Origin of the sequence: Agrobacterium vitis, assembly GCF_013337045.2 — a bacterium.
In the GTDB taxonomy this organism is placed as follows: domain Bacteria; phylum Pseudomonadota; class Alphaproteobacteria; order Rhizobiales; family Rhizobiaceae; genus Allorhizobium; species Allorhizobium vitis_B.
In genome coordinates this window covers 632262-645425 of the sequence record NZ_CP118261.1, presented here as the reverse complement: position 1 = coordinate 645425, position 13164 = coordinate 632262, and the positions used below count along the sequence as shown (strand labels likewise).

Annotated in this window: 9 protein-coding genes; all 9 read right to left on the bottom strand. The window is 55.0% G+C overall.

Annotated features, from left to right (window positions below; all coding sequences use genetic code 11):
* Nucleotides 1-816 precede the first annotated feature (816 nt).
* Nucleotides 817-3840 (bottom strand): efflux RND transporter permease subunit, encoded by a 3024-nt coding sequence (locus G6L01_RS25755; protein ID WP_234891862.1) that lies wholly within the window; start codon nt 3838-3840, stop codon nt 817-819.
* A gap of 89 nt (nt 3841-3929) precedes the next feature.
* Nucleotides 3930-5087 carry an efflux RND transporter periplasmic adaptor subunit gene (locus G6L01_RS25750; protein WP_081089192.1) on the bottom strand — a complete coding sequence of 386 codons (1158 nt, stop codon included), beginning with the start codon at nt 5085-5087 and terminating at the stop codon, nt 3930-3932.
* A gap of 303 nt (nt 5088-5390) precedes the next feature.
* Nucleotides 5391-6326 (bottom strand): choline/ethanolamine kinase family protein, encoded by a 936-nt coding sequence (locus tag G6L01_RS25745; protein ID WP_060719981.1) that lies wholly within the window; start codon nt 6324-6326, stop codon nt 5391-5393.
* 15 nt (nt 6327-6341) lie between these two features.
* Nucleotides 6342-7307, bottom strand: coding sequence for a phosphotransferase (locus G6L01_RS25740; protein ID WP_060719982.1), 966 nt, complete (start codon nt 7305-7307; stop codon nt 6342-6344).
* The gene (locus G6L01_RS25735) at nt 7304-8599 is read right to left on the bottom strand and encodes a Zn-dependent hydrolase (RefSeq protein WP_070166148.1); all 1296 of its coding nucleotides are present in this window, start codon (nt 8597-8599) and stop codon (nt 7304-7306) included. Before G6L01_RS25735 ends, G6L01_RS25740 begins: the two co-directional genes overlap by 4 nt.
* A complete protein-coding gene (locus tag G6L01_RS25730; protein ID WP_060719984.1) occupies nt 8592-9353 on the bottom strand; it encodes a DeoR/GlpR family DNA-binding transcription regulator in 762 nt (253 codons plus the stop codon). Before G6L01_RS25730 ends, G6L01_RS25735 begins: the two co-directional genes overlap by 8 nt.
* Nucleotides 9354-9408: 55 nt before the next feature.
* Nucleotides 9409-11250 carry an ABC transporter ATP-binding protein gene (locus G6L01_RS25725; protein ID WP_060719985.1) on the bottom strand — a complete coding sequence of 614 codons (1842 nt, stop codon included), beginning with the start codon at nt 11248-11250 and terminating at the stop codon, nt 9409-9411.
* Entirely contained in the window at nt 11250-12167 is a 918-nt protein-coding gene (locus G6L01_RS25720; protein ID WP_070166147.1) for an ABC transporter permease, read from the bottom strand. The genes G6L01_RS25725 and G6L01_RS25720 overlap by 1 nt, the downstream gene beginning before the upstream one ends.
* Nucleotides 12167-13147, bottom strand: a complete 981-nt coding sequence (locus G6L01_RS25715; protein ID WP_070166184.1) for an ABC transporter permease — start codon at nt 13145-13147, stop codon at nt 12167-12169. The genes G6L01_RS25720 and G6L01_RS25715 overlap by 1 nt, the downstream gene beginning before the upstream one ends.
* Between the last annotated feature and the right edge of the window lie 17 nt (nt 13148-13164).

Below are 13164 nucleotides of genomic sequence, written 5' to 3'. Positions count from 1 at the left end.
GTCAAAACCCATTTTTTGCTATCGGCGCTAATTTTCGCGAAACCAGTAAAACTTCGCCATTAATCATTAGCGCCGATTCGGATTTTCGAGCAAGGAGTTTTAGGTTAGCAAAAGGTTAACGCGACCTTGCCACATTGAACTTTCCTACCTATTTCACAATAGTTATCTGATATTTAGACAGATTCTCGACCCTAGCACCAGCTTTAACAAAATGCAGATTTGCAGGATCGAAACGTTGTTTTGCACAGGCGTAGCAAGGTTTTGCATCGCCACGCCGCGCCGAATCCCACACGAGTTATACCAAGGCTCGAAGATGCTGACGCATCCTCGCCTTGAAGGGATTGCGAATATCTCAAATGCATCAGTGGTTTGAGATATTCGCAAACGGAATACGATGAGTCATATTCAATGACTCTTCGTATTACGCGGTAATTTCAGGAAAAGCGTCTCTGATGCCGGTCAAAAGGGGAGAGGAGGGGCTACCTGTCACCGCAACCGACCGATAGGACGGCGGCTCTGTCAAATATCGAGGGAAGTGTAGAAATGAGAATTGGCTCCTTAACCGCGATGCACATATGGGCCGTGTGCAAGACAGCGTGGATCATCTCCTCGTCAGCACGACTGGCGCTAATGAAAACTCGCTGAAAATGCGACCTCCACTCGGCTGCCAAGCGGAGCATATCGATCGCTTGTGGTCGACAAAAGACTTTGAATATTCCGCCCTCGATCCGACTCTTAAATGCCAGCATAAAAGACCTAGTATAGGTTCATCGCCAAAGAATTACGACACGACCATTTCCTGTTAAACCGACACACTTAGTCTCTGTTTTTTCGCTGACGCAACTGATCGAGCAGCAAGTAAATCACCGGCGTCGTATAAAGGGTGAGTAACTGGCTGACCAGCAGACCACCAACTATGGCGTAACCTAACGGTTGGCGCAGTTCCGATCCGGAGCCGTGACCAATTGCAAGGGGAAGGCCGCCCAAAAGGGCCGCCATAGTGGTCATGAGGATCGGACGAAACCGCATATGCGCTGCTTTGACAATCGCCTCTTCGCTGCTCAACCCTTCGTTCTTCTCGGCGTTAATCGCAAAATCAACCAGCATGATACCGTTTTTCTTGACGATCCCGATCAGCAGAATAACCCCGATCATCGCCACAAGCCCAAAATCGAATCCCGCCACTTGCAACGCCAGAAGCGCGCCGAGCCCAGCCGAGGGCAGGGTTGAAAGGATTGTCAGCGGATGGATAAGGCTTTCGTAGAGAACGCCGAGGATGATGTAGACCACGACAAGCGATGCAAGGATCAAGAACGGCACGGTTGCCAGTGATTCCTGAAAAGCCTTGGCGCTGCCCGAAAAACTCGCCTGCAACGATGCTGGCGGGTGCATGGTGGCCACCGCATTTTCGATTGCGGCTGTCGCCTCACCAAGCGCAACATTCGGGGCAAGATTGAAAGATACGGTCACCGCTGGTGATTGCCCTTGATGGGAAATGGACACTGGTGAGACGCCATTGGTCGTCCATTTGGCAACCACGGAAAGCGGGATCAGCGTTCCATTATTAGCTCTCAACGACAGGCGATCCAGTGTGGCGATATCCCGCTGCAGGTTTGGCAACACTTCCAGAACAACGTGGAACGTATCGCTCTGTGTGGAATAAGAGGCGACCTGACGCTGCCCAAAGGCGTCATAAAGGGTTTCATCGATGGTCGATGGCATCACCCCGTAAAGGGTGGCGGCAGCACGATCAATATGAATGGACAGGTTTGGCGCCTCGGCCTGCTGGTCGTTACCAACATCCCGCAATTGCGGCAATCCCTGCAACCGACTAGTGATTTTCGTGGACCAAGTCGCCAGTTCTGCAATATTGCCATCTTGAAGCGTGTATTGGTACTGGGTTTTGGCAGGCCGTGCACCAATATTGATATCCTGCGCTGACTGCATGAACAGCTTTATGCCCTGCTGAACATTCAAAGCTTCACCAAGCCGATCGATGACCTGCTTTGCGCTCACGCCGCGCTCCGAAAGCGGTTTCAGCGTGATGTTGACATGTCCCTGATTGAGAGCATTGCCGCCATTACCACCACCAATGTCCATAAACACGCTGTAGACGGCAGGATCTTTCAGAATAATAGCACTGACACGTTCCTGGAGCTTCGCCATTTCACTGAACGAGATGTCGGGAGATGCTTGAGATAAGCCCGCGATAAAGCCGGTATCCTGCTCAGGAAAAAAACCCTTCGGTGCAATTACAAACAGATAACCGGTCGCAACAATCGTGCCGATGAAAACCGCAAGTGTCATGTAACGATGGCGAATAACCGGCGTCAGGCTGCGGGCATAAAGCGAGAGAAGCCAATTAAAAAATGCCTCCCCAGCACGATAGAAGCGTCCGCGCCGCTGGGGAGGCGTCGCTCGTATGAAGCGTGAGGCCAGCATGGGTGTCAATGTCAGTGATACAAAGGCCGAGATGGCAATGGCAATGGTCAGCGTAACTGCAAACTCTCGAAACAATCGCCCAACAATGCCGCCGAGCAACAGGATCGGAATAAGCACGGCAATCAGCGACAAACTGATGGAAATGATCGTGAAGCCGATTTCGCCAGCGCCTTTGCGCGCTGCATCCACAGGCGGCATGCCATCCTCAATGTGGCGGGCAATGTTTTCAAGCATGACAATGGCGTCGTCCACGACAAAGCCGACAGCAACAACCAGTGCCATGAGCGATAAATTGTCGAGACTGAAGCCCAGCACCCACATAGGTGCTAGCGAACCAACCAGCGCAATAGGCAGAGTGAGCACAGGAATAATGGTAGTGCTCACACTGCGCAGAAACAGAAAAATCACCAGAACCACAAGGCCAACGGTGAGCATCAAGGTGAACTGCACGTCATCGACGGAGGCGCGAATGGTCGTGGTTCTGTCCGTCACCAATTCCAGCTTGATGGATCGTGGCAAAGAGGCTTGAAGGGCAGGGAGCTGTGATTTGACCGCATCGACTACGGCAATGACATTGGCTCCCGGTTGACGAAACACGTCCAGCGCTATGCCCCGCGTATTGTTGGTCCAATGGGCCATTTTGGCGTCTTCTGCGCCATCGACAGCCTGACCAATATCCCGGATGCGGACCGGCCCGCCATTGCGATAAGCAATGACGGCATCGTTCCATTCCGCACTGCTTGAAATCTGATCGTTTGTGTAAATTGGAAAACTACGGGTTGGATCGTCGATATTGCCCTTGGGCGCACTCAAGCTGAGATTACCGATCGCGGTGCGCACGTCTTCAAGCGTCACATCAGACTGTGCCAAGCGACCTGGATCGACCGCGATACGGATTGCAGGCTTTTGTTTGCCGCCAATATTCACGTAAGCGACACCGGAGACCTGGCCGATCTTCGACGCCACATTGCGCTCGATATATTCGTCGAGTTCGGGCAATGTCAGGCTGTCTGAGCTTGCCGAAAGCTGCATGATCGGGGCATCTGCCGGATTGACCTTATGGACTGTTGGCAGCGAAGACATGTCTTTAGGCAATTGCCCTGAGGCCTCGCTGATTGCTGTTTGCACATCGCTCGCTGCCGTCTGGATGTTCTCATCGAGAGAGAATTGAACCGTGATCGATGTTGTCCCGAGCGAGCTGGTCGAGGTCATTTCCGCGATGCCACTGACCCGGGACAAGGCCTGTTCGATAGGCTGGGCAACACTTGCCGCCATGGTATCCGGAGAGGCCCCAGGCAGGCTTGCCGCGATTTGCACCGTAGGAAAATCGATCTGCGGCAGTGCCGATACCGGCATAAAAGGATAGCAGATGGCGCCAATCAGGAATATCCCGACCATAATCAGTCCGGTAGCGACCGGGTGATCGATAAAAAAGTCAAAGAAGCTGGATTTTCTTGGCTGTTCGCTTTTAACACTACCAGCCAATGTCATTGGGAGACCTCGCCGGAAAGCTCGCCGATTGGCGATCCGGTCCACGGCGTGACCGCCACCGTCACCTTGTCAGCGATGCGGGATTGTCCATCCATGACGACCTGATCACCGGCGTTGATACCATCGGTGACCAAAGCCATCGCATCCGTAACAAAGGCCGTTTTCACGCTGCGTTTGCTGACTTTGTGATCCGCGCCAACAACGAAGGCATAGAGACCGTCACGGCCACGCGCCAGCGCCTTGTCCGGCACCACCACGCCCTTTCGCACTTCAACAGTCAATCGTGTCGCCACCGGCAGACCCGGCCAAAGCGCCCCGGTCTTGTTGTCGAATGTCGCACGCAGGTGAATAGAGCCGTTTGAGGAATCGACGGCATTATCAATGATGGTCAGCTTGCCCGTTGAAAGTTTTCTCGTACCATCCGTGGTTTCCAATTCCACATCTGCGATCCCGTCTTTTAACGCATCACGGATTTCGGCAAATCTATCACCAGGCGCAACAAAAGACACGCCTATCGGGTCCATCTGCGTCACCGTCACGATACCATTTGTGGATGTTGTACTGACAATGCTGCCGATATCGACCTGCTTGAAGCCTGTACGTCCAGTAAAGGGAGCTAGGATCGTCGCGAAACTGAGCTGCGTTTCAGCATTCCTGATCATGGCATCATCATACTGGACGGCTGCGGTATATTGCTGATTAGCAGCATTCTTTTGCTCCATCACGGAGAGAGAGGCCACTCCTTTTTCCGCAAGGGACGCATATCGCTCCGCATCCAATTTGGCGCTTCGCAACTGCGCTTCGTCCTGTGCCTTTTTCGCCTTTGCCGACACGAGGTTAGAGACGAGCTCGCGATTATCCAGCTTCAGCAAAACACTGCCTTTGTCGACTATCTCCCCTTCTGCGAAGGGTATCTCGACCACCTGGCCTTCGATGCGTGGTCTGACGATAACGGACTGAAGAGGTTCGATCGTGCCGATCCCATTGATGACACGGTGCATCGTCTCCATCTTCGCCGTTATAGCCGTGACAGGAATGATAGCATCATCCGCAGCTTGTACGGGACAGATGGATATACCAAGGGTGAGGGCGACAAGAACGGTAGAGGTAGAGAGTCTATCTTGTAATACAGCGCAAAATGAGCCCATCTTCATAAGAACTTCTCCGTCGGCGTTGCGCAGAAACGCAACACCACAATGTCGGTTCCGTTACAAATGAAAGATTAGTGACAGCACCTGGGATCAGCGATTTTTAGCACGAGATGGTAAGTTTTATCTTACCATTTGAAACTGAATCTCTGGACGCCAAAACAACTGATGCGACCACCCGGATACATCCCGCGGAACCTCTGGGTTGACGCGAGCGACCCGATTAAAGTTCAGGTGCGTATTTTTTTGCTGGGTACAGAAGATAATGTCGCGCCTAACCAACGATGATCCAAAAGCGAAAATCAATTCTTACAGGGATTTTAGAAAGTGCGGCCAGCGAGGGTCGTTTATAATGGAGCGCGCGCGCATATGTTTCCAGATTCCATATTTATAGAAATCGAAATCGAGCGTTGAAATCCGGTTCTGCACCATGGCCCAGGTGCTCCACTTTATGTCAGCCAAGGCCTTCAGCACGATGAAGCGGGCATGATAGCCGGTATCATAGTAGCCGAAGTAATCCTCGATGATTTCCCGATCGATTGCTTCCGAAAAGAACATTTCCCCACTCCAGATCGCCAGATCATAGAGGCGCTCATTGTTGGAGGCATATTCGAAATCGATGAGCTTGATCGATTTGTTCTCGCCAATCAGGAAGTTGCCGGGCATCGGATCATTGAAACAGGCAACGAGATCGAGGCCGGACGCCTCAAGAGCCATGCGTGCCTGTCTATACTGCCCTTGCAGCCATGTGTGATCAACGGGCCAATAGCCGCCCAACTCTTCCACTTGCGCATAGTGCTCGTCGATCATGTCAAAGACGGTTTTGGTCAGCGGCAGTTCTGGCGCCGCGTGAAAATCACGATAGAGGGAAACAGCTTTGTGGCGGATCTGCGGGTCGGCAAAGTCACGATGGGTGGATGGTCTGCGACCTTCGATGAATTCTGCAATTTCAATGTCCAAATGGGCGAGATAATCAAATGTGCGCGGCCCAATGCCGATGGTTTCGGCCTGTTTGCTGGCCGCCGCCGCCGCCTTGCGGTCAATAAACATTTCCGTACCACGGCCAGGAATTTTCAGGAAATAGGAGAGGGAATCTCCTTCCACCTCAATGCGAAAATTGGTGTTGCTGATACCGCCGAGAACGGCTCGATAGCGCAGTTTACGGCCTTGCCAGCCTGCGACTTGAGTGAGTGCAGCCTCCACGGCGTGCTCGGCATCGGTGGTCGCCATACCAATTTCGTTCATGATCCTACTCCTGTTTCAAATCGACCTGACCAGTTCCTCAAATCCGGGACGACCCAACAGCATTCTGCACCGCAGGAAACGCCATTCGGCATATTTCAGAAACTCGACGCTGCGTCGGGGAGAGCGCATTTCCAGAAGCATGCTGCGCAAGGCCCAATAGAAATCATCGGCTGCCGCGTACAGGCGGCAGCGGGCAAAGGCCTTGGTGGAAAAGGCCCCATCATGCATTTCAAGAAGTGGCTTCATTTGGCTCTCAAACTGGTAAAGCTCATTCATCTGCACCCCAAGCTGGTAATAGGGGTCCATGTCACCAGCCATATCGAAGTCCACCAGCTGCAATTGGCCGGACGCACCGATCATCACATTGGACGAATGCGGATCGCCGTGAGCCGCACAAAAATCAACACCAGCAGCAGAAATGGCGGAGTGGAGTGTCCTGGTCCAGGCATACATCCAGGACGCATCCCCCGGCAGCGGGGCTTGCAGAGTTTGCATGATGGCCCAAAGCCCATCGATCCCCTCGAAGACCGACCACGGCCTACCCAATAATGGGCCTGCGGCAATCGCCTTCTGCATTTTGATCAACTGCAATACGGGAGCCTCGTGCATGAGGTCGTCGATTTTCGCCGCCCGCCAGCCTTGTCCCAGACGCTCCCAAAGCATCGCCCTGTCGGGGGGGGAGCAGGCAATTGGTTTTGGTGAAAACCCGAGATCATGCAGGCGCGTTGCCGCCGCAAAAGAGATGGCATCATCCACCAGCTCTTTCGTTTCATCTCCGGCCACCTTCAGGAACAATGTCGGCTCAGTGCCATCAGGCGCGATGTCGAATGTGACGGATTCCACCGCATGATAAGACGGCGAAGCCACGGCAGGCAGCGCGACACGGTAGGTCAGGGTGTGCAAGGGGAGGGTGGTGAAACGCGATAAGGCGCGCTCAACGCGGGCTTCATCTTCATTGTCTGGTGTGCCGAGTGGTTTCATTGCGCCGCCTCATTGTGTTGCGCAGCCTCCAGCCCGTCGCAGGCAAGGCGATAGAGCATGTCGGCCAGAACCTGCGTGCCAAATGCCTGGTCTTGCGGTGTCGTGTATTCCGTGGGGTGATGAATGACGCCGTTCTGGCTGCGCACGGCAAGCACCACGGCTGGGCAAACAGCAGACAGCGCCACGGCGTCGTGGCCGCCGACCGTATCGAGATGACGCATCGGTTCGCCATAGCTTTTGGCCGTCTGTTCCGCCAGAGAAACCAGGCCGGACGCAAAATTGCCTGCCTTGCGCCGGTCAATGGAGCGTATTTCATAATCGATTTTAGCTTTTGCAGCAGCAGTTTCAGCGGCAACCTTCAGCTTCTGTTCGGCCTCCTCCAAAATCTCCGGCGAGGCAGATCGCAACTCGATGAACAACACGGCTTCCGCCGGAACGATATTGGGCGAATTGGGAAAAACCTCCAGACGGCCAACAGAGGTGTGAAGTTCAAGTCCGTAAGCGTCCACCATGGCCCGCAGATCGGCCATCAGATAGGCGGCACCCAACAGTGCATCCTTGCGCTCCGCCATCGGCGTTGGACCGGTGTGGGCCTGACAGCCGAGAAAAGCGAGGCGGTATTTTGTGGCCCCCCAGAAACGGGTGAAGGCCCCGAATTTCTCCTCAGCGTTAAACAGCGTGCTTGCACCTTCAATGTGCAGCTCGATCAAGGCGTCTGGCACGGGTACCTTGTCCTTGCCCGCATAGCCAATCTCCTGAAGCGACTGGCGAACCGTGACGCCGTTGCCATCAGCCCTGTCAAGTGCCCAGTCCAGTTCGGCCGCACCGGTAAAAACGCTGCTTCCCAACAGGCTCGGTTGAAACCGCGCACCTTCCTCATTTGTCCAGTTCACGACCTGGAAATTGCAGGCCGCAAGACGATTTTCCGCCGCCAATCGTTCGCGCACCGCCAAAACGGCCTCGCAGGCCGCAACGACACCCAGTGCTCCATCAAAACGCCCACCATTCGGCTGGCTGTCAATGTGAGAACCAACCATGACAACAGGGGCATTTGCCCCGGCCAGCGGTGCTGAACCAAACTGATTGCCAATGGCGTCCACGGATTGAACAAACCCATTTTCAGCAAACCAGGACGCAAGCCAGTCGCGCGCCCTGCCATCTTCCTGCGACAATGTAAGCCGGTTCATGGAACCGTCCGGACCGCCGCCGAAGGAAGACAATGTATCGACCATCGCCTGAAACCTCTTGGTATTAATAGGCGCTTTGGATGATTTTGGAGACGCTTCAGGCATTGATGATGTCCACGTTTGATTGCGAAAAATAATCGGAAAAGTCTTTGGGCAGCACACCGCTGGTCACCACGGCGTCAATGTCGCTCAGGCCAAAGGTATGGATAGAGCCAAGCCGTCCGAATTTTGAACTGTCCGCCACGATGATGGAGCGGCTGGCCTGCCCACGGGCAATGCGGCGCAGGACGGCTTCATCCTCGCCAAAGTCCATAAAGCCCCGTTCCAGATGGATGGCACTGATGGCGATGATCGCCAGGTCGAAAAAATGCTCCTTGAGGGCAGCAACCGTCTCGTGACCGTACGTCGCCTGATATTCCGGTCGCATGCGACCGCCCAGAACGCGCACACTGGCATCGGGGTAGGGGAAAAAATGGGCCGCAACCGCAATGGAATTGCTGACGATTGTCACATCCCTGCGGGATTCTAGATGTTTCAGGCAGGCCAGTGTCGTGGTGCCGGTATCGATGAAAATCTTCATGCCGTTTTCGACCATGGAGGCCGCAGCCTCACCGATGCGGGCTTTTTCCCGGGCGCTGACCCGGATACGCTCACCGAACGGTTGGTCGCTGTCATGTCCGTCGATCACGGCGCCACCATAGACCCGACGCGCATAGCCACGGATCTCCAATTCCTTCAAATCGCGACGGATGGATTCATGGCTGACCTGCAACTGCTCGGACAGTGCAACAACAGTCACTCTTTGATGCAGTTTCAGCATCTCCAGAATGTGTTTGATGCGGTTTTCCGTAAAACTCATGGGCTTGTTTTTTCCTGCTGTTCTCTGCCTGTTTCAATATGGAGTCTGTCTTTCGTCAGGGGCTAGCCTCTGCAAGCAATCCTTTGTCCGGCACTGTTCCAAAAATCGGATTGACGAGATGACAGGCGGCAAAATCCTGTTCTCCCCTGTCGGTCAGACTTGGACTGATTGTGCTGCATTTTTCCATGGCATGCGGACAGCGCGACTTAAAGCTGCATCCGTCCGGAATGTGGATCGGGCTGGGCGGCTCGCCTTCCAGCAGGCATTCCTGCGGCTGGTAGCGCCGCTCTTCCAGCGTTGGCATGGCGCTGAGCAGCGCTTTTGTATAGGGATGGCCCGGATCGAAAAACAACCGCTCGTTTTCCGCCAGTTCAAACACCTCACCCAGATACATCACCGCCACACGGTTGCAGACCTTGCGGACCATGGCCAGATCATGGGAGATGAAAATATAGGTGAGGTTGTAGTCCTTCTGCAACGTCTGGAACAGGTCAAGCAATTTGAACTGCTCGGCCTGATCGAGCGCCGACAGTGTTTCATCCATGATCAGAATTTCAGGTTCCAGCACCAGAGCGCGCGCCACATTGATGCGTTGACGCTGACCGGCGCTGAGCCCCAGTGGTAACTCCTCATAGAGCGCAGCAGGCAGGCCAACCTCGCCCATCACCTTCAGCACGCGCGTACGGATTGTTGCCTTGTCACGCCATCCATGGGTTCGTAGCGGCTCTTCCAGCATGCGGCCAACGGTGGTGCGGGGCGGCAGAGAGCCGAAGGGGTCCTGCAACACCATTTGCAGCGTGCTGCGAAACGCCAAAAGGTCCTTGCCGCCCAGCTGGGCAATGTCTTTGTCTTTGCACAGAACCTGACCGGAGCTTGGACGTTCGAGACGGCTCAACAGCCGCATCAGCGTGGATTTACCGCAGCCGGATTCGCCAACAATGGCGAAACTGTCACCTCTGCGAATATCAAACGTCACATTGCGCACCGCCCGCACGTTGTTGACCCCGCCAAGGCCGGTCTTCTTGCGAACCTTGTAGATCTGTGAGGCGTCACGCAGGCTGATCACCACCGGCCTGTCATCGTCGAGGCGTGCAACAGCGTTTTTTTCAAGCCAGATTTTCGGCGTCTGGGCCACCAGTTCGCGTGTGTAGGGATAGATTGGTGTGGCAATCAGGTTTTCTGCCGACTGTTCTTCAACGATCCGGCCATCCTCCATGACGAGAATGCGCGAACAGGCTTCACGCGCTACCGGAAGAGAGGAGGAAACAAACAAAACGGCCGTATCGAAATCAGCCGTCAGCTCTTTCATCAAACGGATCACCTGCGCCGCCACCGTCACATCCAGCGGTTGGGTGACGTTATCGGCAATCAGCAGCGCCGGATTGGTAATCAGCGCATCGACAATCAGGGCTCGCTGCATCATCCCGCCACTGAACTGGGATGGGTAATCATCAAAGCGGCTGCGTGCTGAGGGAATTCGCACGGCCTCCAGCAAGGAAATCACCCGCTTTTCCGCATCCCCATACGAGGTGCCGGGAACAACGGCCCGCAGCTTTTCAACAATCTGAGCACCAACCGACAAGGTCGGATCAAGAGCCCCCATTGGGTTAGACCCGACATAGGCCACGCGGCGACGCAATTTGCGCATTTCTGCCGCACCAATAGCAAAAATATCTGTGCCCTCAAACAGCACCTGTCCCGACTGCACGCTCAGCGGCGGCTCCAACCAGTTGACCACGGCCTTTGACAATACCGTTTTGCCCGCACCGCTGGCACCAACAACGCCAACGATCTCGCGGGGCTGTAATTTGAACGATATGCCGTCAAGAATCCGGCGCTGTTCGGCGTGGCCAGCCGTGACCACTAGATCTTTGAGTTCAAGAAGCGGGGGTGTCATTATTCAGCGCCTCCGTGAATGGTGTTTCTTGCCCGTTCCAGCGATGCGCCAACCAGATTGATACTGGTGAGCGTCAGGCCGAGGAAAATTCCGGGCATGGTGGCAATCCACCAGGCGTTGAGCAGATATTTGCGTCCATCCGCGATGATATTGCCAAAGGTCGGCGTCGGTGGCTGAACACCAAGGCCAAGAAAGCCCAGAATGGATTCGAAAATCATCATCCGCGCCACATCCAGCACCGAGATGAACAGCACGGGCGGCAGCAGTAGCGGCACGAGCAGCGTCAGGATAATGCGCAGGTCTGTGGAGCCACCGAGCTTTGAGGCACGGACATATTCCCCCTGTCGCTCCGTCATCACAATGCTACGCATGATGCGGGCATAGACCGGCCAATTGGATAGCCCTAGTACAAGAATGATCGCCGGAATGGTCGGACGCGATACGCCCAGAACCGAGATGGCCAGAATGATCATCGGGATCGATAGTTGCGCATCGGTCAGGCGCATGATGATTGCATCGGTGCGTCCGCCAAAATAGCCGGCAAGCGTGCCAAGCGCGCAACCGATAATCAGCATCACCACGACAGAGGATACGCCAATCAGAAACGAATAGCGCAAGCCCACCAGTGAGCGGACCAGCATGTCACGACCAATCTGATCGGTGCCAAGTGGATGGGCAAAACTCCAGGTCTCACCAATGAACAGGGGGGGAAGCAGCCGGGCACGCACGTTCATTTTTGTCGGGTCGAGACCGCTCAGTTCGGGATAGAGTGCCGCTGCGAGAGCCAGCAGCAGAAAGATGGCAACGCCAATGCGAAAACCCGGTGTGGAAGAGGCCTTGTCATAGATCCGTCGGGGGATCGATCGGGACAGGGCAGGTGCCATGATGGCCGAAGGGGCTGGGCTGGTGAAGGTCATCAGTATTCGAGCCTCGGATCAATGGTGGTGGCAACAAGATCAACGAGGATGTTGATCAGCACGAAGATGGCGCTGGTAACGATGGCAATGCCCTGGATCAGCGGAAAATCCCGTTGCAGCACGGCGTTGATGGTCAGCAGGCCAAGGCCGGGGTAATCGAAGATATATTCAACGATGATCACGCCGCCGAGCAGGCTGGAAAATTGCACGCCCAGCAGATTGAGCAGCGGCACGGACGCATTGCGCAGCGCATGATTGGCAATGATGCGGCTGTTGCTCAGGCCGCGAACCCGCCCAACCGACACGTAAGGCTCCATCATCTGGGCGGAGACGGAACTGACCAGCGTGCGGATCAACACCGGCGCAAGTTCGACAGCCAGGACGATGGCGGGCAGGATCGTATAGGCAAAACCCTGATAGCCGATGGCCGGAAGCCAGCCGAGCTTGACCGAAAACAGCAAGGCAAGCACGATTCCGAGCCAGAAATTCGGCAGGGATATGAAGATCGAGGAGATATAGAAGGCCAGCTTGTCCGGCCATCGCCCCGGTGCCAACCCTCCGGCCATGCCGACAATACTGGAAAATATCAGGGCGATGACAAGCGTGACCGCTGCAAGTTGCAAGGTCATGGGCAAGGCACCAAAAATCAGAGTGAAAACCTTGGCGCGCTCGCCGCGCGTTGTATCGTTGAAACTCGAGCCGCCTGTTGCCGCGCCATTGGCGGGGCGCACAAAGGATTCGCCAAGATCACCCTGCACCACGCCAGACATATAGCGCCCGAACTGAACGAGGATCGGATCACGCAATCCCATATCCTTGGCGATTTTCTCGATCAGGGCTTCAGGGGCCATGCCGCCCGCCATCATGCGCACGGGATCGCCTGGCACCACCCGAAGCAGGGTGAAGATCAGCAAAGACACCAGAAAAATAATAATCGCACCTTGAAACAGCCGTCTGACGAGGAAATTCAATGCGAACATCGGCATGCACTCCGCTT